Below are 21,336 nucleotides of genomic sequence, written 5' to 3'. Positions count from 1 at the left end.
TCTTTTAAAGAAAACGGGTTACACCAACACCGAGCCTTTTGCGTCGATCACACCTTGGGTCTCATGATCACCCGGCAACAGCATTTCGTTATGCGCCTTGCCGCTTGGGATCATCGGGAAGCAGTTCTCATGCTTCTCGACCAGACAGTCAAAGATCACCGGCCCGTCGTGGTTGATCATCTCCATGATCGCATCATCAAGGTCATCCGGGTCCGAGCAGATGATCCCCTTGGCGCCAAAGGCTTCGGCCAGTTTGACGAAATCGGGCAGGGCTTCGGACCAGCTTTGCGAATAGCGCTCACCATGCAGCAGTTCCTGCCACTGGCGCACCATGCCGAGGCGTTCGTTGTTGAGGATGAACTGTTTCACCGGCAGGCCAAATTGCATCGCCGTGCCCATCTCTTGCATGTTCATCAGCCACGATGCTTCGCCCGCCACATTGATCACCAGCGCCTCGGGGTGGGCCATCTGCACGCCGATGGAGGCGGGGAAACCATAGCCCATGGTGCCAAGGCCGCCCGAGGTCATCCAGCGGTTCGGCTCCTCAAAGCCGAGGTATTGCGCGGCCCACATCTGGTGCTGGCCCACTTCGGTGGTGATATAGCGGTCGTGATCCTTGGTCAGCGCTTCAAGCCGTGCCAGCGCGTGCTGGGGTTTGATCACCTTGCCGGATTGGTTGAACTTGAGGCAGTCGATGCTGCGCCATTCTTCGATCTGCTGCCACCATTTCGCCACCGCCTCGCTATTGGTTTTGCGGCCGCGCGATTTCCAGACCTTCAGCAGGTCTTCGAGCACATGGGCCACATCGCCGACGATGGGGATGTCGATGCGGATCACCTTGTTGATCGACGAAGGGTCGATGTCGATATGCGCCTTGGTGGATTTTGGGCTGAAACTGTCGATCACGCCGGTGATCCGGTCATCGAACCGAGCGCCGATGTTGATCATCAGATCACAGTCATGCATTGCCATATTGGCCTCATAAAGCCCGTGCATCCCGAGCATCCCAAGCCATTTGTCACCCGACGCCGGGTAGGCGCCGAGGCCCATCAGGGTGGAGGTGATGGGAAAGCCGGTGGCATCAACCAATTCGCGCAGCAACTGGCTCGCCGCCGGGCCGGAGTTGATGACCCCGCCGCCGGTGTAGAAAATCGGACGCTTCGCCGTCTCCATCGCCGCGACCAGTTCGGTGATCTCGGCCATGTCGCCCTTGACCTGAGGCTGATAGCGCGAGGTCGAGGGTTTGGGGGACTCGTAGTGGCCGGTGGCGAATTGCACGTCCTTGGGGATGTCGATCAGCACCGGGCCAGGGCGGCCATGGGTGGCGACATGGAAGGCTTCGTGCAGGGTGGCGCCAAGGGTGTCGGTCTCTTTCACCAGCCAGTTGTGCTTGGTGCAGGGGCGGGTGATGCCCACGGTGTCGGCCTCTTGAAAGGCGTCCGAGCCGATCATGAAGGTCGGCACCTGACCGGTCAGCACCACCAGCGGAATGGAGTCGAGCAGCGCATCCGTAAGGCCCGTGACCGCATTCGTGGCCCCGGGGCCGGAGGTGACCAGCACAACACCCGGCTTCCCGGTGGAACGGGCATAGCCTTCGGCGGCGTGGACCGCCCCTTGCTCATGGCGCACCAGAACGTGCTTGATCGAATTCTGCTGAAAGACCTCGTCATAGATCGGTAGCACCGCGCCACCGGGATATCCAAAGACGGTGTCCACACCCTGGTCAATCAGGGCTTGGACGATCATTTTCGCTCCGGTCATCTGGCGTTTCATCTTGGGTGCTCCGTAAGGCAGGTTATTGCGATTGGCATAAAAAAACCCCCGGTCTGACGGGGCGCATGGGAAGGATTATGGTCTACCGTTACCGGCCCATGCGCGTGTGTCTTACAATAATGACTAGGTCGGTCATCTTAAGGGTCCTCTAAGCGTGGCGTGAGATTAGGAGGGGGAAAGAGGGGCGTCAACAGCGAAATGGCGAAAATCTTGTGCGTCGGGCGGGATTATTTGTAGGTTTATTTCGCATCCCGCCTCATATACGTTATTTTTGGAAAGATTTAACCGGCGCGGCGTACTTTCCTGCATTTCCGGCGCGGTATCGCACACAAGAAAACGGGCAGCCCAAGGGGCCGCCCGGTAATAATGCCAAAATCAATAGGTTTCCTCAGCGCGGGCTGACATCCGGCAGGGTGATATTGGCCACCTGTTCGGCGATGGGATCGTTGCTGAGCGGATGCCGGTCGGGCACGAAACCCTCAGGATCGCGCATCTTTTGCCACTGCCCGCCTATATAGACCTCTAGCCCCGAGAATTTGGCCTTATATCCCATCTTCTGGCTGCCGGGCACCCAATAGCCAAGATAGACATAAGGCAGCCCCGCCGCGCGGGCGATTTCGATATGGTCGAGGATGATGTAATTGCCCAGCCCGTTGCGGGGCCGGTCGGGGGTGTAGAAGGAATAGACCATGCTCACCCCGTCGCTCAGCACATCGGTCAGGCAGACGCCGACGAGTGCATTGTCGGCCTCGGGGTCGGTATACTCGATCACCCGGCTGCGGATCGGGGTTTCCTCGATCATGGCAGCGAATTCGAACACGTCCATATCCGCCATGCCCCCATCCGCGTGGCGGCTGTCGAGGTAGCTGCGGAAGAGATCATATTGCTCTTCCGTGGCCCAAGGCGATGTCGCGCGGCGCTCAAGGCCTGCGTTGCGCTTCAGGATGCGGCGCTGGCTTTTGCTGGGGCGAAAGGCGGCCACGTCGATCCGCGCGGAAAGACAAGCGGCGCAATCGGCGCAGGAGGGGCGGTACAGAACATTCTGTGAGCGGCGGAAGCCTTGGCTCGACAGGCTGTCATTCAGGCGAGCGGCATTATCGCCCTGAAGGGCGGTGAACAGCTTGCGCTCCATCCGGCCCTCTAGATAGGGGCAGGGTTGCGGCGCTGTGACATAGAATTGCGGTGTCAAAGGCAGTGTATGTCGCATGGGCTTCCAGCATTTATCGGGGGATGCTATCAACCACCCCCCGCTCCGCCAAGGGCAAATTTGCCTGCGTCCCTAGCGGCTGAGCCGCCGGTTCACCGGCACGGTGCCAAGCGCCATGTCCGTAAGGCTTTGACGGCGGGCCGTGGTGCAGATGAGAACGGCCGAGACGACCTGAATGATGGTGACCGTCATCGACAGCGAATAGCCGATGGTATGCAAAAGCGCGGTCATGAAATCAAAGGGCCGGTCGCGATGGTCGCGCAGCTCCATCGCCATCAGGCGCATCCCCCAAGTGGCCGAGCCGCTGGTCAGCGTGGCCACCCGGTAGGCAAAGCCCACCACCAGCGTCAGGAAGGGGAAAAAGAACAGCCCCGTAAAGGCCGTGAACGGCAAGATCAGCACGCAAAAGAGCAGGACAAGGGTCACATCGATGACCCAAGCCAGCAGCCGTTTGCCAGCGATGCCGTCATAGAATTGCGGGTGTAGGTCAGGGTCTGGGGTCTGGGTCATGTCTTGTCCTGCGAAAGGCCCCCCGGCGCGCGGGCCGGGAGGCGGGGGTCAGGGTGCGATCAGGCGTTTGTGGCCGTCTCGTCCCGCTTGGCGCGTTCGTCCATGAATTGGTCGAACTCGGCCTTGTCCTTGGCCTCACGCAGACGCTCAAGGAAGGCTTCGAAGTTGTCCTGCTCTTCCTCCAAACGGCGCAGCGTGTCGGCCTTATAGGCGTCAAAGGCGCGGTTGCCGGTGCTGCGCGACATCATCGCGCGGCTGGATTTGCGGTTGCAGGATTTCGAAGAGAACATGCGTTTGCTCCAAGTCATATAGGCAAGAAGGGCGAGGCCGAGGGGCCAAAAGAAGATGAAGCCGAGCACCATGGCGGCGATCCATGCACCTTTGCCGCGTGCGTCCATCCAGGCTTCTGTCCGGGCCAGCCAGCTGGGGCGGGGGGAGTAGGTCGGGTCGGTGGTCACTGTCGTCATTGTTGAGCCTTTCGGTCGTGACGGGCCTGTCGCCGGCCCGGGCGTTTCGGATAATGTGAATGTCTTTCACATTGAATAGATCGGAACGCCGAACCCGTTTCGCAAGGGGCTATGTGAATGTTTTTTACATTATTTAGGAAGCGACAGTGAAATCAGCGACTTGCGCGCCCGAAAGCTGCGCCATTTTCTGTGGTTCAAGACTGAAAACGTGATGCGGTGTGCCCGCAGCGGCCCAGACCAGCGGGAATTGCAGCAGATTGCGGTCAAACCAAGCGCGCGGCGGTGTGATATGCCCCAAAGGCGCAACGCCGCCGATGGCAAAGCCGGTCTGCGCCCGGATCAGCGCGGCATCGGCCTTGCCCAAAGGCTCTCCCGCCAGCGCCGCGGCCTGTTCGAGATCGACCTGCTGCGCGCCCGCGGTGATGAAGAGCAGCGCCGCCCCGCTGTTTTCACCGCGCAGAACGATTGATTTCGCGATCTGGTCAACCGCGCAATCAAGCGCCGTGGCCGCATCCACAGCCGTCCGTGCCAAAGCCGTCTCGCGGATTTCCGGTGTCACCCCTGCGGCCTCCAGCGTGGCGCGGACCCGTTTCAAACTTTTGCTCATCTTCTTTCCTTTGCTAGACGGCAAAGTCGTAGCAAGCCCGCGTCCTGCCGCAACCCCCATTGACGCCGCTTGGATCAGCCCGCAAAGCTGGCGCCATGACAGACCCATCTCTCGCCGCCCGGATCACCCGTTCCCCCCGTGTCTATCACCGCGAACGCGCGCAGGATGCGGCGGCGCTGCTGCCCGATCTCGCGCCGGAGTTGCGCGAAATGATCTCGGCTGCGGCCTCGACCGCGCCCTATCTGATGGCGCTTTTGGAGAAAGAGGCGGGCTGGCTGAGCGCGGCGGTGGCCAATCCCGAAGCCGCTCTGGCCGAGAATTGCGCGGCAGCGGCCGAACTGGCCCCCGACCGGCTTGCCGATGGGCTGCGGCAGGGCAAGCGGCGTATGGCGTTGCTGACCGCGTTGGCCGATCTGGGCGGGGCATGGTCGCTGGAGGAGGTGACAGGTGCGCTGACGGATTACGCCGATGCCGCCTGCGGCGCGGCCCTGCGCGCGGGGCTGGCGGCACAGATCAAACGCGGCAAGCTGCCGGGCATGACGATGGACGATCTTTCCGATTGCGCCGGCATGGTCGTCTTTGCCATGGGCAAGATGGGCGCGGGGGAGCTGAACTATTCCTCCGACATCGACCTGATCTGCCTTTTCGACGAAAGCCGTTTTGCGCCGGATGATTTCCACACCGCCCGCAGCGCCTTCGTCAAAGCCACGCGTGCCATGTCTGCCACGCTGAGCGAGAATACTGCCCAAGGCTATGTCTTCCGCACCGACCTACGCCTGCGCCCCGACCCGGCGGTCACCCCCGTCTGCATCGCGATGGAGGCGGCGGAACGCTACTACGAAAGCCTTGGCCGTACGTGGGAGCGCGCGGCCTATATCAAGGCCCGCCCGGCAGTGGGCGACATCGCGGCAGGCGAGGCGTTTTTGCAAGCGCTGCGCCCTTTCGTCTGGCGCCGCCATCTGGATTTCGCCGCGATCCAAGACGCCCACGACATGCGGCTGGCGATCCGTGAGCACAAGGGCTTGGGCGGCCCAATCACCCTGCCGGGCCATGACATGAAACTGGGCCGGGGCGGCATCCGCGAGATCGAGTTTTTCACCCAGACCCGGCAGCTCATCGCCGGGGGCCGGGATGCGGACCTGCGGCCCCGCGGGACGCTGGCAGGTTTGCAGGTGCTGGCCGACAAAGGTTGGGTGCCCGAGGAGGTGGCCGAGACGCTTGGCAACCACTACCGCGCGCATCGCACGGTCGAGCACCGGTTGCAGATGGTGCAAGACGCCCAGACCCACACGCTGCCCCGCAATGACGCAGACTTTGATCGGCTGGCGGCCATGATGGATATGGATGTCAAAGACTTACAGGCCGATCTTCATGAACGTCTGCAAGCCGTACACGACCTGATCGAAAGCTTTTTCGCCGCCACGAGGGAAGAGCCCGAAGCCGCCCGCCCGGCGCATCAATTCGACACGTCGGTGCTGGACCGTTGGCCCAGTTATCCCGCGCTGCGCTCGGAACGGGGGGCGGATATTTTCGGGCGGTTGAAGCCACTGCTGCTCGACCGTCTGGCGCAATCCGCCAAGCCGGACGAGGGGCTCTTGGCCTTTGACGGATTTCTCGCCGGGTTGCCCGCCGGGGTGCAGCTCTTCTCGCTTTTGCGGGCCAATCCGCAACTGGGCGATCTCTTGGTGGATATCGTTGCCACATCGCCCGCGCTGGCCACGCATCTGTCGCGCAACTCCGGCGTTTTCGACGCGGTGATCGGCGGGGATTTCTTTTCGGACTGGCCGGGGCAGACCAAGCTGACCGAGATGCTGGCGCAGCATCTGGCGGGGGAGGCGGATTATGAATTGCGCCTTGACGGCACCCGCCGTTGGGCGCGCGAATGGCATTTTCGGATCGGCGTGCATCTGCTGCGCGGGCTGATCGACGCGGCCACCGCCGGGCGGCAATATGCCGAGCTTGCCCAAGCCGTCTTGCAGGCGCTTTGGCCCGTGGTCGTCGATCAATTCGCCACCCGCCATGGCCCGCCGCCGGGGCGCGGGGCGGTGATCCTTGGCATGGGCTCGCTCGGGGCCGGGCGGCTCACGCCGACTTCGGACCTCGATATGCTGGTGATCTATGACGCCGATGGGGTGGAGAGTTCCGATGGCCCCAAACCCCTCGCCACGCGCAGCTATTATGCGCGGCTGACCCAAGCGATGATCACCGCGATGACCGCGCCGATGGCCCAAGGCAAGCTTTACGACATCGACATGCGCCTGCGCCCTTCGGGCAATCAGGGGCCGGTGGCGACCAGCCTTGCCAGTTTCGAGAGCTATCAGAAAGAGCAAGCATGGGTGTGGGAGCATCTGGCCCTTACCCGTGCCCGGGTAATCGCGGGGGCAGAGGATCTGGGCCGCGATGTTGACGCGCTGTGCAAAGACATCCTCAGCCGTGCCGCCCCGCGTGACAAGGTGCTGGGAGAGGTGGCTGATATGCGCCGCCGCATCGCCGCCGCCCGCAGCCCCGCAGGCGCGCTCGACGCCAAGACCGGCGCGGGACGATTGCAGGATATTGAACTTTTCGCGCAGGCGGGGGCGCTCATCGGCGGCACTGGCGCGCGTGAGATCGACGCAGGCCTTGCCGCCGCCCGCGACGAAGGGATGATCGACACCGAAGGGGAGGCGACCCTCTCCGCCGCCTATACCGACGCTTGGACCCTGAACTGCGCCGCGCGGCTGCTCTCGGCCAATCCGATTGAGGTGGGGGCGATGGGGCAGGCGGGGGCGAGTTTCCTCTGCCGGGTGCTGGAATGTGACGACCTTTCTGCCCTGGAAAGCAAGATGCAGACCGACTACGACAGCGCCGCGCAGATCATCAACGCGGCGCTGCCAGTGCCGGGGCGGGAGGGCGCATGAGCGATCCCGATGACCCCAAGGGCCTGATCCGCGAATCCTACCGCATGGAGGGGATCGGGCCCGCCGAATGCCGCAGCATCTTCCTCGATTGGGCCCTGAGCTTGCCCGAAGGGCAGGACAGCGCCGCCGCCATCACCCGATTGCTGGAACGGCACCGCGCCGCCGCCGATCACCCGATGACCCAAGTGCTGCGCGAGGGGCAGACGACGCTGACCACCCCGCGCCGTCGGGGCGGCTGGCGGGGCAGGGCGCGCAACTGACCGCCGATCGGGGCTCGCGAAACCTCTTTCCCCAGCCGCGCGAACGCAGTACGAGGGGCGCTATGACAACGCCCCAAACCCCCTCCGCCCCGCAGCCTGCCACACGTCCCGTGGTGCGCCTATTGCCCAAGGCCAACGCCCGCGCCATCCGCCACGGCTTTCCTTGGGTCTACGCCAATGAACTGGTCACCGACCGCCGCACGCGCGGGCTCGCCCCCGGCACGCTGGCGCTGTTGGAGGATGCCGAGCGCAAGCCCATGGGGCTGGTCGCGGTCAATTCGAATTCCAAGATCATTGCCCGGATGATCGACCAAGACGCTGAGGCGCAGATCGATCAGGCGTGGTTCGAAGCCCGCCTAAATCGCGCCCTTCAACTGCGCAGCCAGCTTTACGATCAGCCCTATTACCGCCTGATCCATGCCGAGGCCGATGGCCTGCCGGGTGTCATCATCGACCGTTTTGGCGATACCTGCGTGATCCAACCCAATGCTGCTTGGGCCGACGCGCTGATTGAGCCGCTCGTCGCCGCGCTGCAATCCGTGACGGGCGTGCACAACGTGCTGAAAAACGCCTCTGGCCGGACCCGCAAGCTCGAAGGGCTCGACGATGCCTCTTCCACGCTGGCGGGCGAAGTGCCCGAGGGGCCGCTGCCGGTGCCGATGAATGGCGCGACCTATATGGCCGACCTCACCGGCGGGCAGAAAACCGGCCTGTTCTACGACCAACGCCCGAACCACGCCTTTGCCGCTAACCTCGCGCGGAATGGCGCACGGGTGCTCGATGTCTTCTCCCACGTCGGCGGCTTCTCCCTCGCAGCACTTGCGGGCGGCGCATCCTCGGCGCTGGCGGTGGACGGCTCCGCCCCCGCGCTGGAACTGGCCGAGGCCGGGGCCACGGCGATGGGCATGCAAGACCGTTTCGCCACCCGCCAAGGCGATGCTTTCGATGTGCTCACCGCCCTGCGGGACGAGGGCGAGACTTTCGACGTGGTGATCTGCGACCCGCCCGCCTTTGCCCCCTCGCGCCAAGCGGTCGACGCAGGGCTGCGTGCCTATGAGCGTGTCGCGCGGCTCTCGGCGCAGCTGGTGGCAGAGAATGGCATTCTGGGGCTCTGCTCCTGCTCACATGCCGCTGATCTGAACCAATTCCGCACCGCCTCCGTCCGCGGCATCGGTCGGGCCGGACGCCGCGCCATGCTGCTGCACACCGGTTTCGCCGGGGCGGACCACCCGCAACTGCCGCAGCTTGCGGAAAGCGGCTACCTCAAATCGCTGTTCTTCCGCCTGTGATGGAAACGCGCCCCCGCGTGCTGATCGACACTTGCGTGCTTTACCCCACGGTGATGCGCGAAATGGTGCTCGGCGTGGCCGCAGGGGGCGCGTTCGAGCCGATTTGGTCGGCGCGTATCTTAGAGGAATGGGCCCGCGCGGCAGTCAAACTTGGCCCCGCGGGCGAAGCGCAGGCGCGGGCCGAGATCGCGCTGTTGCGTGGCAATTGGCCGGGGGCCGAGCGCGAGGCTTCCCCCGGTCTGCAAGCGCGGCTCTGGCTGCCGGATGCCAATGACATCCATGTGCTGGCCGTCGCCGTGGCCAGCAGCGCCGATATGATCCTGACGCTGAACGCTAAGGACTTCCCGCGCCAAATCCTCGCCGAAGAGGGGCTGAGCCGGGCCGATCCCGACAGCTACCTGCATGGCATCTGGCAGGCGACGCCGGAGATGGTCGCCCCCGTGGCAGCAGCCGTCCTGCAAGAGGCGCGGCGGCTTTCGGGGGAGCCATGGGAGATGCGGGCGCTGCTGAAAAAGGCGCGGCTGCCTCGGCTGGCAAAGGCTTTGGGTTAGGTCAGCCGTCCCACCGCAACTGCATTTGCCGCAGCTTGTCGATCCGCTCTTCCGTTTTTGGATGGCTCAACAACCACGCGGGCGGACGGTTGCCGCCGGATTGGCTGAGCGCGTCGAGCTTTTCAAACAGGGAGATTTGCGGGCCAATGCCGATCCCGGCCTTGGTGAGCAGGGCGGCGGCATAGGCGTCGGCCTCATATTCGTCATTGCGCGACAGCCTAGCGGCAAGCAGGCTGGTTAGCCCGCTGGCGATCCAGACGCCGATGCCGGGAATGAGCCGCCCCAGCACCATCGCAAGGGCCGTGCGCAGGGCGTTCTGGCCCGAGAAATCAATCATCCGGCGGCGCGAATGGCCAAGGGCGACATGGCCCAATTCATGCGCGATAACGCTTGCCAATTCTTCAGCCGTTACGGCACCTTGGCGGAATTTGTTGTAGAAACCGCGGGTAATGAAAATCCGCCCATCGGGGGCGGCCAGCCCGTTGACGGGTTCGATCTCATAAAGATGCACTTTGATGCGCGGCAGGTCGAGCGCGCGGGCCATGCGGTTGCTGATCTCGTTCAACTTCGGATCGACCAGCGGCGTCGATTTTGCATCCAACTCCCGCGCCGTGCGCCAAGCCGAGAAACGGTACATCGCCAGCGCATAGAGGACGGCGAGAAGGATGGGGATAACGCGGATCATGCGCCCAATATGGGGAGCGGGGGGACCGGGGGCAAGCGGCCATGGCCTGCGCCCCGGTGGTATTCTTGGCGATCAGACGAGTTTCGCGTCCACCGTGATCTCTGCCGTCAGCAGCTTAGAGATCGGGCAGTTCTCCTTGGCGGTTTTCGCGGCCTTGTCGAAGTCCTCTTGGCTCGCGCCGGGAATGCTGGCCTCAACCGTCAGATGCACCTTGGGCACATGAAAGCCGCCGTCTTTCTCTTCCAGATGAACCTCGGCTTTGGTCTCGATACTGTCGGGCGTCAGGTCGCTTTGCCCAAGGATCATCGACAGGGCCATGGAAAAGCAGGAGGCATGGGCCGCACCGATCAACTCTTCGGGGTTGGTGCCTTGCTTGCCCTCGAAACGGGTGTTGAAACCATAGGGCTGGTCGGACAGCACGCCGCTTTCGGTCGAGACATGGCCATTGCCCTCTTTGAGCGAGCCTTCCCATTTCGCGCTGCCGGATTTGATGATCGGGGACATTCTATTTCCTTCCACATTGCTTGCCTTCGCCCCCTGAGGTGGCGCGGCGCGGCAGGCTGTCAAGGAAGGGGTTAGCGCGTCATGGTCTTGATGCCCCGGCTCAACCCTTCGAGCGTCATGGGCACCATGGCCTCGGGGCCGAAAATCTCTTGGATCATCGCGATGGATTGGGTGTAGCCCCACTGCCGTTCGGGGACGGGATTGATCCACAGGTGGTTTGGCCATTGGTCGCGTGCGCGTGCCAGCCAAGTCGCCCCGGCCTCGGCGTTCCAATGTTCATTCGCGCCGCCCGGATAGGCGATCTCATAGGGTGACATGCTGGCGTCGCCCACGAAAATGCATTTGTAGTCAGACCCATAGCTGCGCAGCACCTCATGGGTGGGGATCTGCGCATCCCAACGGCGGCGGTTGTCGCGCCACACGCCTTCGTAGAGGCAGTTGTGGAAGTAGAAATGTTCGAGATGTTTGAATTCGCCCTTTGCGGCGCTGAAGAGTTCCTCGACCACTTTCACATGCGGATCCATCGAACCGCCGATGTCGAGAAACAGCAGCACTTTCACCGCGTTGCGCCGCTCGGGCCGGGTTTTAACGTCGAGATAGCCATGTTCCGCCGTGGCGCGGATCGTGCCGTTGAGGTCAAACTCCTCTGCCGCGCCATCGCGCGCCCAACGGCGCAGGCGTTTCAGTGCCAGTTTGATATTGCGGGTGCCGATCTCGACATTGTCGTCTAGGTTGCGGAATTCGCGCTTGTCCCAGACCTTGACCGCGCGTTGGTGGCGGCTTTCCTTCTGGCCGATCCGCACGCCCTCGGGATTGTAGCCATAGGCGCCGAAGGGCGAGGTGCCCGCCGTGCCGACCCATTTGGAGCCGCCCTGATGCCGGCCCTTCTGCTCTTCCAGCCGCTTTTTCAGCGTCTCCATCAGCTTGTCGAAGCCGCCCATGGCTTCGATCTCGGCCTTTTCTTCTTCGCTCAGGTGCTTTTCGGCCATCTTGCGCAACCAGTCTTCGGGCAGGTCCACGGCGTCGAGCACATCGTCGAGGCTGATCTTCTCCAACCCTTTGAAGGCGGCGGCGAAAGCGCGGTCGAACTTGTCGATGTTGCGCTCATCTTTGACCATCGACACGCGGGCGAGGTAGTAAAACGCCTCAACGTCATAGGTCGCAAGCCCCGCTTTCATACCTTCGAGAAAGGCCAGAAACTCCCGCAGGGAGACCGGAACATTGTGGCGGCGCAGCTGATCGAAGAAGGGCAGAAACATCAGACGCTCAATGCGCGGTCCAGCAGAACCGTGGCGATCATGCCGACGATGAGAAAGGCCATGCCATAGCCCGCGGCATATTGCGCGATGTCCTTGCGGTTCCCGCCGCGTTTGCGTGCGGTCAGCCCGCCGATAATCGCGCCGATCAATGCCAATCCGAGTGCTATCATAACCTATTGCCCGTTTGTTTCGCGGGCCTATCCATTGCGCGGGTTCAGGCTTGCGATCTCGCGCAGCTTGGCCCGCACGGCCCAGTCAGGGCCAAAGCCGTATCGCGCCCAGCCGATGCTGTCCAGCCTGACGCGGCGCGCCTCAATGCCGCGGCCTTCGATCTCCAGCGCTTCGGCTTTGAGCAGCATGAGCGTGGCCAGAAGGGCGGCGTTTTCGCTGGCTTCGGCCACGGGCAGATGCGGCGCGATCAAGGCCAGCGCGCCTGCGCCGTCGCCGATGGTCACCGCATAGCCTGCCCGCTGGGTGGCGACATAGGCGCGGTGCAGCGTGGTGCCGGGGGTGCGGGCATAGAGGGCGTCAGCCGTTTGGTAATGCGCCTGTGCGGCGGCGGGTTCGGTCATCTGGATGACCCGGCCCATGGCGTAATGCGAAAAGGCGTGGCGGTTGTCCTGCCAGCCCTGCGTCTCGGCAATGCGCAGCGCGTCACGGGCGGCCTTCAGCCGGGCGTTGCGGCCCACGTCGCGGCCAAGGGCCGTTTGGATCGCGCGGCTCCAGACCTGCGGCGTGGCGCGGGCGGGGCGGGGGGCGACGGTGCCGCCTGCGGGGTTCACCCGGGCCAGAATGCCCGGCAGACGGGCGGCGACCTCTTCGCGGTTCATGCCCGAGCGCAGCGCGGGATCATAATAGATGCGCAGCACCAGCATGTCGAAACCGGTCAGCACCGTATGTACATTGTCGTCGTTAAAGACCGAATCCGGCAGGCGGTAGAGATCGTTCAGCGGCCCAAGCGCTTGGGCCAGTTCCTCATGCAGACAGTCGCGGCTTTCTTGCGGACTCACGTCATTGGGCAGAAAAATCGCCAGCTTGCGCCGTTCGGTCAGGCGGGTCCAATCGGTGGCGGGCGAGCGCCGCGTGCGGCGGTATTCCTCAAGCGTGCTGACGTTTGGCACCACGAAACAGGCCGCCTGCGGCAAGAGCCGCCGGATTTGGGCGCGCTGCACCGCTTGAATGGTGATGCTGGCCTCTCCGCCCGTGACCTCACGCAGTTCGATCCCGGCCTCGCGGCGCAGACGGGCCAGCAGACGCGCAAGGTCCGGCCCCAACGTGGCGGGCGGCTGGCCCAGCACGTGCAGGGTGATCGGCCCCTCGAAACGGGTCAGAACGGGCAGGGCGCGGCCACTTTCCATCCGGAAGGACAGGTCGAGGAAATCCTCCGCCAGCGCGGCATTCGACACATGCGGCTGAGCGGGGCGGGCTTGGGTGAACTGTTTCATCGGGGGCAGGGTGCTGTCGGCGATGACCGCGCGGGTTGCCACCTCGGAATGCGAGGCGGGCACGCAGGCGTTCAGCAGCAGCATCAGCGGCAGGATCAGCCGCGCCTTCACGCTGCGTCTCATGCGCCGGGGCATCATACGCGGGGGCCTCTCTGCTTCCCTGCGTGGGCTGCTCTATCCCAATATGCGCGTGGCGCGGTTGCTGAGTGTCCTTGCATCTGCCTGCCCCATCGGTCGTTTGAACCCGGGTCTTTGCGCCCGTGATTGACCTCAGCCTAGGCAGGCGAAAAATCAAAAGCGAGGAAAATACCCGCTTTTGACGTAAAGTCGCATTTGTGTTGCCGCCCTACCGCTGGCGACGCGCCATAAAGGCCAGCCGCTCAAACAGATGCACGTCCTGCTCGTTCTTCAGCAGCGCGCCATGCAGCTTGGGCAGGGCGTTGGGACCGTCCTTGGCCAGATCTTCGGCGTCCATATCCTCGGCCAGCAGCAGTTTCAGCCAGTCCAACACCTCGGAGGTTGAGGGCTTCTTCTTCAGCCCCTGCTGTTCGCGGATCTCGTAGAACTGCGTCAGCGCGGTGGTCAGAAGCTGTTGCTTGATGCCCGGATGGTGCACTTCGACGATCTGTTTCAGCGTCTCCATGTCGGGAAATTGGATGTAGTGAAAGAAACAGCGGCGCAGGAAGGCGTCGGGCAGTTCCTTTTCGTTGTTCGAGGTGATGATGACGATGGGGCGCTGGCCCGCGCGGATCGTCTCGCCCGTCTCGTAGACGAAGAATTCCATCTTATCGAGTTCCTGCAACAGATCGTTGGGAAACTCGATGTCGGCCTTGTCGATCTCGTCGATCAAGAGCACGACCTTCTCATCCGCCTCGAAAGCCTGCCAGAGCTTGCCCTTGCGGATGTAGTTCTTCACGTCATGCACACGCTCATCGCCCAACTGGCTGTCGCGCAGGCGGTTCACGGCGTCATATTCGTAAAGTCCCTGTTGCGCCCGGGTGGTCGATTTGATGTTCCATTCGATCATCCGCAGGCCCAACGCGTCGCTCACCTGCCGCGCAAGCTCGGTCTTGCCGGTGCCCGGCTCGCCCTTCACCAGCAAAGGCCGCTCCAGCGTCACCGCCGCATTGACGGCAATTTTCAGGTCCTCGGTGGCGACGTAGTCTTTGGTGCCTTGGAATTTCATCTTGTTTTCAACCTCGTGTGACGGGCGCTTGATCCTTGGCCTTTAACCAAAAATCAAAGGGATTGTGTAGTGACAATTGTTACCCGCTCAGATAGACGCTGCGGCAGGGGACGATGTCGGGAGACAGGCCTTTTTAATGTCTGAATTGAAAAACGCCGGGGAAAAACAAATGAAGCAGGAAATCTTCCTGCCGGACGACTATCGTCCGGCCGAGGACGAGCCATTCATGAATGACCGTCAGCTTGAGTACTTTCGGCGCAAGCTGATCAACTGGAAAGCGGAACTGTTGGCAGGCAGCCGCGACACCATCGAAACACTGCAAGACGGCACCCGGAACATCCCGGATGTGACCGACCGCGCCTCGGAAGAGACTGACCGCGCCTTGGAACTGCGCACCCGGGATCGGGCGCGTAAACTGGTCGGCAAGATCGACGCGGCGCTGCGGCGGATCGACGAGGGAGAGTTCGGTTACTGCATGGTCACCGGCGATCCGATCTCGCTCAAACGGCTGGATGCACGGCCCATCGCCACCATGACCCTTGAGGCGCAAGAGCGTCACGAGCGGCGCGAGAAAGTCCACCGCGACGACTGACATCACCTGAAACACCACACGCCGGGGCAAATGCTTCGGCGTTTGTGGTTGGGGCGCGAATGAAACCTTCCAATGCGATTGTCGTGGGCGGCGGGATCGGCGGGCTGGCGCTGGCCACAGCGCTGGCGCGGCGTGGCGTGGCCGTGACCCTGTTGGAACAGGCCGCGCGCTTTTCCGAGATCGGTGCCGGGCTTCAGATCAGCCCCAATGGCCTCGCCGTCCTACGCGGGCTGGGGCTTGAGCGCGGGCTGGCGGCGCGCGGTGCGGTGCGCGGGCAGGCGGTACGGCTTTGCGACTATGCCAAGGGCGGCCAAGTGGCGCGGCTGGATCTGACCCGCCTGCCGCAGGACCAGCGTTATTACTTTCTCCACCGTGCCGATCTGATCGACCTTCTGCGCGAGGCCGCACAGCGGGCCAATGTCAGTTTCGAGACCGATGCGCAGGTCGCCTCCATCCATCCCGGCGCGCTGCCGCAGGTGCAGATGGCCCGCGGCGGGCGGCGGCGGGCAGAGCTGGTAGTGGCTGCCGATGGCATCCATTCGGTCGGGCGGGTGCAGTTGAACGGGGCGGATCAGGCCCGTTTTTCGGGGCAGGTCGCATGGCGGGCGCTTATTCCCAACGTGGTCGATCATCCGCCCGAGGCGCGGGTCACCATGGGGCCGGGGAAACATCTTGTCAGCTACCCGGTGCGCGAGGGGCGCATGGTCAACCTCGTGGCCGTGGAAGAGCGTGAAGATTGGGCCGCCGAAGGCTGGCACCATCGCGACGATCCCGCCAACCTGCGCCGCGCCTTTGCCGGTTTCGGGGCACAGGCCGCGCAGATGTTGGAGGCGGTGGAGGAGGTCACCCTCTGGGGGCTGCACCACCACCCCGTTGCCGCCAATTGGCAGGCCGATGGCGTCGCGCTTTTGGGCGACGCGGCCCATCCGACACTGCCCTTTCTGGCGCAGGGCGCCAATATGGCGTTGGAGGATGCATGGGTTTTGGCAGATTGCCTAAGCCGCCATCCGCGCGACGCGGCGCTCACCGCCTATCAGGCCGCGCGTATCGACCGAGCACGGCGCATCGTGAAAACTTCCGAAGGCAATGCCACCCGCTATCACCTGCGCTCAGGTCCGATCCGCTTTGCCGCCCATACCGGCCTGCGCATCGCCTCAACGCTGGCCCCCGGCGCGATGCTGCGGGCCTTCGATTGGCTCTACGCCCATGACGTGACGAAAGGGTAGAGGCCGCCGTTTAACGACGGCGGCCCCGAACACTCAGCCCGCGCGTTGCAGCATGCCAAACAGGTCGCGCGGATCATCCGGATCGGCCAGCAGGTCGAGCGGTTGGAACAGCCCGGTCTCAGCAATCTGGTCGCGGACATAGCGCAGGGCCGAGAAATCCTCGATCGCGAAGCCCACGGAATCAAACAGCGTGATCTGTTGCGCATCGCGGCGGCCCTCTGCCTGACCGGTCAGCACCTGCCAAATCTCGGTCACCGGATGGTCAGGCTCAAGCTGCTGGATTTCGCCCTCGATGCGGGTCTGCTCGGGGTATTCCACGAAGATCCCCGAGCGGTGCAGGATCGCGGGCGCGAGTTCCGTTTTGCCCGGACAGTCGCCGCCGATCGCGTTGATATGCACGCCGGAGCCGACCATATTGTCGGTCAGGATCGTGGCATATTGCTTGTCCGCGGTGCAGGTGGTGATGATCTGCGCGCCCATGATCGCGTCTTCGGCGGTGTCGCATTCCACGACCTTCAGCCCCGAGCCCGCCAGATTGCGCGCGCATTTCGCGGTCGCCGCGCGGTCGATGTCGTAAAGCCGCACCTCGTCCACGCCGCAGATCGCCTTCATGGCAAGGCTCTGGAACTCGGACTGCGCGCCGTTGCCGATCATCGCCATGACACGGCTGCCCTTGGGCGCCAGCAGCCGCGCCACCACCGCCGAGGTCGCCGCCGTGCGCAGCGCGGTAAGGATCGTCATCTCGGTCAGCAGCACCGGGTAGCCGTTGGCCACATTGGCCAAAAGGCCGAATGCAGTGACGGTCTGAAAGCCGGTCTTGGTGTTGTCGGGATGGCCGTTGACGTATTTGAAGCCGTAGACGTCGCCGTCGGAGGTCGGCATCAACTCGATCACGCCCTTCTCGGAGTGGCTCGCCACGCGCGGGGTCTTGTCGAAAAGCTCCCAACGTTTGAAATCGGCTTCGATGTAGTCGGCCAGCCCGCGCAGCATCTCTTCGACGCCAACATGGTGGATCAGCTTCATCATCTGGTCGACGGAAACGAAGGGCACCAGCGCCTTGTCGGAGGGTTTGAGGTTGGTCATCTTGGGGTCTCCAATCAATATGCGCGTGTGGGGCGGTCAAAGACGCGGCGGCCAAAGGCCGAGGCGGTGAGGTCGACCATCAGCTGCGCGGTGCGGCCGCGTTCATCGAGGAAGGGGTTCAGCTCCACCAGATCGAGCGAGGTCATCAGCCCGCTGTCCGAGAGCATCTCCATCACCAGATGGCCCTCGCGCACGGTGGCACCGCCCGGCACGGTGGTGCCCACGGCGGGCGCGACGGAAGGGTCGAGGAAATCGACGTCGAGCGAGACATGCAGCATGCCGCCCGCGGCCTCGACCTTGTCGAGGAAACGCTGCAGCGGCTTGGCGATGCCGCTCTCGTCGATCTCGCGCATGTCGACGTAGGTGACGGTGGTTTCCTGCAGCGCGGCGCGTTCGGCGGCATCGACGGAGCGCAGCCCGATCATGGCGATATTGTCATGGGGCAGGGGGCTGTCGATCTTCGGAAAGCCGTCAAACCCCTCGCGCCCAGTGACATAGCCCAAAGGCGTGCCGTGCAGATTGCCGCTGTCGCTGGTCTGGGGCGTGTGGAAATCCGTATGCGCATCGAGCCAGAGCACGAAGAGCGGGCGGCCTGCCTTTTCGGCGTGGCGCATCGCGCCCAGCACGGTGCCAAGGGCCAGCGCATGGTCGCCGCCCATGAAAATCGGCAGCCCGTCGTCCATCGCCGCATCGGCGGCGGCGGCGAGGCTCTCGGTCCAGGCGATGGTCTCTTCTAGCGCGTGCAGCTTCTCATGCTCTTTGGCGTGAAAGGGGGCAGGGGCCACATTGCCGCGGTCGGTCACGCTATGGCCGAGGTCACGTAGCGCGCGCTCCAGCCCCGCGGTGCGATAGGCGTCCGGCCCCATCAGGCAGCCGCGACGGCGTTTGCCGCTGTCCAGCGGAACGCCCAGCAAAATACAGTTCTGTTGGTTCGACATGGGGGACTCCTGAGATGTTTGATCTCAGATAATCCGCGCATCTGTCGAACGACAAGCCGTCAAACTGTCCGTTTCGGGGGTGTTTTTGACAAAATGTAAGGTTGCCTGTCCGGTTTGTCGGGTTCTCGTGTTTCAGGTCGCCTTCCGCGCGGCGGCGACCCAAAGGCCGACCAGGATGAAAGAGAAAATCGCGTTCCACCCGGCCATCGACAGGCCCAGAAACTGCCAGACGATCTCATCGCACATGACCAAGCCACTCGGGCCTTCGGTCGACAGCAGCGACCCGCCATCGAGGCTGCCCAAATCCATGCCGCCGCCGGTGCAGGAGCTTGGCCCCGGCCACCAGCCCCATTCCACACCGGCATGAAAGACGCCGATCAGCGCGGTCACCGCCGCCGCCAAGGCGCCGAGCCAGGCCATCACGCGCGGCCCGCCGAGCAGCACGATTGCCCCGATCAGCACCGCCGCCGCATGGGGCCAGCGCTGCCAAAGGCACATCTGACAGGGCGCGTAGCCGCCCAGATGTTGAAACCCGAAAGCTCCCAGCAACAGCGCGGCCGAACCGAGCGTCGCCAGCGAAGTCAATGTCTTACCCGTCATAGAACCTTCACCACCATGAAGCCGCCGATCAGCAGGGCGACGGCCAATGTGAACATCAAACCCAAGCGTCGTTCAATGAAGTCTCGGATCGGTGCGCCAAAGCGCCACAGCAGCCCCGCCACGACAAAGAACCGCAGCCCGCGGGCGAGGATCGAGGTCATGATAAAGGTACCAAGCGGCATACCCGTCCAGCCCGACATGATCGTGATGACCTTGTAAGGGAAGGGGGTGACTCCGGCGACCAGCACCGCCCAAAAGCCCATGTCATTGAACCGGGTCGAGAATTCCGCCATCGCATCGGACTTGCCCAGACTTGCAAGGATCGGCTGGCCAAGGTTCTCAAAGGCCAGCGCGCCGATGGCATAGCCCAAAAGCCCGCCCAAGACCGACGCGAGCAGCGCCACCCCGGCGATCAGCCAAGCGCGATTTGGCCGCGCGATGATCATCGGGATCATCAGGATGTCAGGAGGGATTGGAAAGAAGGAGCTTTCGACAAATGCGACAACGGCAAGCGCCCAGAGGGCATGGCGATGTTGGGCCAGGCCCAGGGTCCAGTCATAAAGGCGGCGGATCATTATCGGGGGCTCCGGCTGTTTTGAATGCCTCACCATGTCGCGCGTCCAAGGTCAAGCAACTGTGCGCGCGGCATGGGTGAAAATCCACTTGCTCCTGCCGCTTTTGCAGGCTACATCGCCCTACGTGCCCAAGTGGCGGAATGGTAGACGCAGGGGATTCAAAATCCCCCGCCGCGAGGCGTGCCGGTTCGAGTCCGGCCTTGGGTACCAATATACAAATACCTGATTTTCTTACGGAAAATCAGGTATTTTGTTTTCTGATGGCTTGTGTTTTTAGATTCTGACGACGTGACTCACACAAATGACTCACACTCGGTTGTTCCAGAGCCGTTCATCCACGCCTTTCTTGGGCAGCGCGGCTGAGCTTCTTTCTGCTGGCGTCCTTCCGATAGTATGCGACCATCTCAGCACTTTGACCTGTGACCGCTTGGATCTCAGCATCGCTCGCTCCGGCTTCGGCAAGCTCGACAATGGCAAGTTTGCGTAGACCATGGAGCACGTAAGGTGAGGCCCGTCTACCGAGCGACCCCCGCCACGCGCGGAAAGTTTTCTCGACCGAGTTATATCCTAAGGGTTCGCGTAGGTTTTTAGAAAGGACGTGCTCACCACTTCTCTCAAAGGTCTCCAGCGCAGCTTGTAGTGATTGCGGGCAATAGACTTCTAGTTCCTCATCTGCCTTGTCGTCGACTACCGTCATCCATTCCCCTTGAAACTGGTCCCAACGCATTGCGATCGCGGCACCTGGTCGTTGGCCGGTCCCGATGATCAGAGCGGCTGCCACCCGGACGCGCTCCGGTGCATCGGAAAGAGCTGCAACCATCCACTTTGGCCAAGGCTTGTATTGTTTGCTAGGTTTATGTTTGCCAAGGCCTGCGGCCGGGTTCCCGCCAAGCGGCCAATCAAGTTCCCGGAGAGCGTAGTTCCAGAGCAAGCTGATGGTCTGACCGAACCGAGAGGCTTTGCGTGGAGTGTCCTGCATCTGTGTGAGCGCCGCCTTCACTATTTTGCGCTCGGTCTTACGCATGTCCATGCTGCCGTTCTTTTCCATGACCCGGTCCATCGGCGCGCGGTAGCTTTTAGCCGTACTTGCTGCAACCTTTCCAGCTCCGTGTGTTAGGTCACTGCGCCATGCCTCGATGCATTCACGCCAAGTGTAATTCTGCGGCCTGGCCTGCTGATCCAATTTTCCGCCTTGAGCTTTCCAGTACAGCTCATCCAGCTTTTTGAAGTCGCCGCCCCAGTCGAGCTTAATTTCTCGAGATTTCTGTTTTTCGCCATCGCGCCAGACCACGCGATGATACGGATCCCACGTCTCGCGTCGCGCGTTCCACTTCCAGTTCAAGCGTGGCTTGGACACGCGGGGTTTTGCAGGTTTCAAAGGGTAAACTCTTCTTCTGAACGCGCGGCCTCTGCGTCAAATACGGCGTGCAGAAGGTCGACACGCCAGCGTTTTAAGTTCCCAATCTTCACCGGACTGGGGAGCGCGCCTTGCGCGACAAGCTCGCGAAATTCGGTTGTGGTCATGTCGAACATAGCCGCCGCCGTATTTTCCTTCTGACCTGCCCCCCGCGAAATCCCTCACCATGATGTAGAGTCTGCCCAACCCTGAAGGAGCAGACGAATGCGGAAAAGCCGTTTTACCGAGGCGCAGATTATTGGGATGATCAAGGAGCAAGAGGCAG

Annotated in this window: 23 protein-coding genes and 1 tRNA gene; 7 read left to right on the top strand and 17 right to left on the bottom strand. The window is 62.9% G+C overall.

The genetic code is table 11. The features are described from left to right. Positions 1 to 18 precede the first annotated feature (18 nt). The 5 genes from FCK22_RS01635 to FCK22_RS01615 form a co-directional block, all read right to left on the bottom strand. The gene (locus tag FCK22_RS01635; protein ID WP_067268663.1) at positions 19 to 1,773 is read right to left on the bottom strand and encodes an acetolactate synthase 3 large subunit; all 1,755 of its coding nucleotides are present in this window, start codon (positions 1,771 to 1,773) and stop codon (positions 19 to 21) included. Between the two features lie 388 nt (positions 1,774 to 2,161). Next, a complete protein-coding gene (locus tag FCK22_RS01630) occupies positions 2,162 to 2,980 on the bottom strand; it encodes an arginyltransferase (RefSeq protein WP_067268665.1) in 819 nt (272 codons plus the stop codon). 72 nt (positions 2,981 to 3,052) lie between these two features. Beyond that, positions 3,053 to 3,490 (bottom strand): RDD family protein, encoded by a 438-nt coding sequence (locus tag FCK22_RS01625; RefSeq protein WP_067268666.1) that lies wholly within the window; start codon positions 3,488 to 3,490, stop codon positions 3,053 to 3,055. A gap of 59 nt (positions 3,491 to 3,549) precedes the next feature. Then, on the bottom strand, positions 3,550 to 3,957 hold the full coding sequence (locus tag FCK22_RS01620) for a DUF2852 domain-containing protein (protein WP_067268668.1): 408 nt from the start codon (positions 3,955 to 3,957) through the stop codon (positions 3,550 to 3,552). 133 nt (positions 3,958 to 4,090) lie between these two features. Beyond that, positions 4,091 to 4,564 carry a YbaK/EbsC family protein gene (locus FCK22_RS01615; protein WP_067268669.1) on the bottom strand — a complete coding sequence of 158 codons (474 nt, stop codon included), beginning with the start codon at positions 4,562 to 4,564 and terminating at the stop codon, positions 4,091 to 4,093. 95 nt (positions 4,565 to 4,659) lie between these two features. Between FCK22_RS01615 and FCK22_RS01610 the strand changes: the two genes are divergently transcribed. The 4 genes from FCK22_RS01610 (at position 4,660) to FCK22_RS01595 (ending at position 9,561) form a co-directional block, all read left to right on the top strand. Then, on the top strand, positions 4,660 to 7,461 hold the full coding sequence (locus FCK22_RS01610) for a glutamine-synthetase adenylyltransferase (protein ID WP_067268670.1): 2,802 nt from the start codon (positions 4,660 to 4,662) through the stop codon (positions 7,459 to 7,461). After that, positions 7,458 to 7,721, top strand: a complete 264-nt coding sequence (locus FCK22_RS01605; RefSeq protein ID WP_067268671.1) for a hypothetical protein — start codon at positions 7,458 to 7,460, stop codon at positions 7,719 to 7,721. Before FCK22_RS01610 ends, FCK22_RS01605 begins: the two co-directional genes overlap by 4 nt. 62 nt (positions 7,722 to 7,783) lie before the next feature. Continuing rightward, positions 7,784 to 9,010 carry a class I SAM-dependent rRNA methyltransferase gene (locus tag FCK22_RS01600; protein ID WP_067268673.1) on the top strand — a complete coding sequence of 409 codons (1,227 nt, stop codon included), beginning with the start codon at positions 7,784 to 7,786 and terminating at the stop codon, positions 9,008 to 9,010. Next, positions 9,010 to 9,561 (top strand): PIN domain-containing protein, encoded by a 552-nt coding sequence (locus tag FCK22_RS01595; RefSeq protein WP_067268675.1) that lies wholly within the window; start codon positions 9,010 to 9,012, stop codon positions 9,559 to 9,561. The genes FCK22_RS01600 and FCK22_RS01595 overlap by 1 nt, the downstream gene beginning before the upstream one ends. A gap of 1 nt (position 9,562) precedes the next feature. Here the strand turns inward: FCK22_RS01595 and FCK22_RS01590 are convergent, their stop codons facing one another. The 6 genes from FCK22_RS01590 to FCK22_RS01565 form a co-directional block, all read right to left on the bottom strand. Next, positions 9,563 to 10,246 (bottom strand): M48 family metalloprotease, encoded by a 684-nt coding sequence (locus tag FCK22_RS01590; protein WP_067268677.1) that lies wholly within the window; start codon positions 10,244 to 10,246, stop codon positions 9,563 to 9,565. Between the two features lie 72 nt (positions 10,247 to 10,318). Continuing rightward, the gene (locus tag FCK22_RS01585; protein ID WP_067268678.1) at positions 10,319 to 10,750 is read right to left on the bottom strand and encodes an OsmC family protein; all 432 of its coding nucleotides are present in this window, start codon (positions 10,748 to 10,750) and stop codon (positions 10,319 to 10,321) included. A gap of 71 nt (positions 10,751 to 10,821) precedes the next feature. After that, positions 10,822 to 12,009: a VWA domain-containing protein gene (locus FCK22_RS01580; RefSeq protein ID WP_136720155.1), complete on the bottom strand. Its 1,188-nt coding sequence runs from the start codon at positions 12,007 to 12,009 to the stop codon at positions 10,822 to 10,824. After that, positions 12,009 to 12,179 carry an apolipoprotein acyltransferase gene (locus FCK22_RS01575; protein ID WP_067262001.1) on the bottom strand — a complete coding sequence of 57 codons (171 nt, stop codon included), beginning with the start codon at positions 12,177 to 12,179 and terminating at the stop codon, positions 12,009 to 12,011. Before FCK22_RS01575 ends, FCK22_RS01580 begins: the two co-directional genes overlap by 1 nt. 27 nt (positions 12,180 to 12,206) lie before the next feature. After that, complete coding sequence (locus FCK22_RS01570; RefSeq protein ID WP_067262019.1) at positions 12,207 to 13,577, bottom strand: DUF2927 domain-containing protein; 1,371 nt, start codon at positions 13,575 to 13,577, stop codon at positions 12,207 to 12,209. A gap of 223 nt (positions 13,578 to 13,800) precedes the next feature. Beyond that, positions 13,801 to 14,640, bottom strand: coding sequence for a MoxR family ATPase (locus FCK22_RS01565; RefSeq protein WP_067262003.1), 840 nt, complete (start codon positions 14,638 to 14,640; stop codon positions 13,801 to 13,803). A 169-nt stretch (positions 14,641 to 14,809) separates the two neighbouring features. Here FCK22_RS01565 and dksA point away from each other — a divergent pair, with 169 nt between their 5' ends. Then, positions 14,810 to 15,232 (top strand): RNA polymerase-binding protein DksA, encoded by a 423-nt coding sequence (dksA, locus tag FCK22_RS01560; RefSeq protein WP_067262021.1) that lies wholly within the window; start codon positions 14,810 to 14,812, stop codon positions 15,230 to 15,232. Positions 15,233 to 15,291: 59 nt separating this feature from the next. Further along, complete coding sequence (locus FCK22_RS01555; protein WP_067262005.1) at positions 15,292 to 16,458, top strand: FAD-dependent monooxygenase; 1,167 nt, start codon at positions 15,292 to 15,294, stop codon at positions 16,456 to 16,458. A 33-nt stretch (positions 16,459 to 16,491) separates the two neighbouring features. Here FCK22_RS01555 and FCK22_RS01550 read toward each other — a convergent pair whose 3' ends face one another. The 4 genes from FCK22_RS01550 to FCK22_RS01535 form a co-directional block, all read right to left on the bottom strand. After that, a complete protein-coding gene (locus FCK22_RS01550; RefSeq protein ID WP_067262008.1) occupies positions 16,492 to 17,541 on the bottom strand; it encodes an ornithine cyclodeaminase in 1,050 nt (349 codons plus the stop codon). 14 nt (positions 17,542 to 17,555) lie between these two features. Then, positions 17,556 to 18,479, bottom strand: a complete 924-nt coding sequence (rocF, locus tag FCK22_RS01545) for an arginase (RefSeq protein WP_067262009.1) — start codon at positions 18,477 to 18,479, stop codon at positions 17,556 to 17,558. A 132-nt stretch (positions 18,480 to 18,611) separates the two neighbouring features. After that, entirely contained in the window at positions 18,612 to 19,079 is a 468-nt protein-coding gene (locus FCK22_RS01540; RefSeq protein WP_067262011.1) for a disulfide bond formation protein B, read from the bottom strand. Continuing rightward, positions 19,076 to 19,654: a YqaA family protein gene (locus FCK22_RS01535; RefSeq protein ID WP_067262013.1), complete on the bottom strand. Its 579-nt coding sequence runs from the start codon at positions 19,652 to 19,654 to the stop codon at positions 19,076 to 19,078. The genes FCK22_RS01540 and FCK22_RS01535 overlap by 4 nt, the downstream gene beginning before the upstream one ends. A 126-nt stretch (positions 19,655 to 19,780) precedes the next feature. On the opposite strand from FCK22_RS01535, the gene FCK22_RS01530 reads away from it, so the two are divergent. Next, positions 19,781 to 19,864 (top strand) — tRNA-Leu (locus FCK22_RS01530). Between the two features lie 121 nt (positions 19,865 to 19,985). Here the strand turns inward: FCK22_RS01530 and FCK22_RS01525 are convergent. After that, a complete protein-coding gene (locus FCK22_RS01525) occupies positions 19,986 to 20,996 on the bottom strand; it encodes a tyrosine-type recombinase/integrase (protein ID WP_136720154.1) in 1,011 nt (336 codons plus the stop codon). Between the two features lie 32 nt (positions 20,997 to 21,028). Then, the gene (locus FCK22_RS18820) at positions 21,029 to 21,187 is read right to left on the bottom strand and encodes a hypothetical protein (RefSeq protein ID WP_169306044.1); all 159 of its coding nucleotides are present in this window, start codon (positions 21,185 to 21,187) and stop codon (positions 21,029 to 21,031) included. Between the last annotated feature and the right edge of the window lie 149 nt (positions 21,188 to 21,336).

The sequence above is a fragment of the Sulfitobacter sp. 15WGC genome (assembly GCF_005068605.1).
Classification (GTDB): domain Bacteria; phylum Pseudomonadota; class Alphaproteobacteria; order Rhodobacterales; family Rhodobacteraceae; genus Sulfitobacter; species Sulfitobacter faviae.
This window is presented reverse-complemented; position numbering and strand designations above follow the sequence as displayed.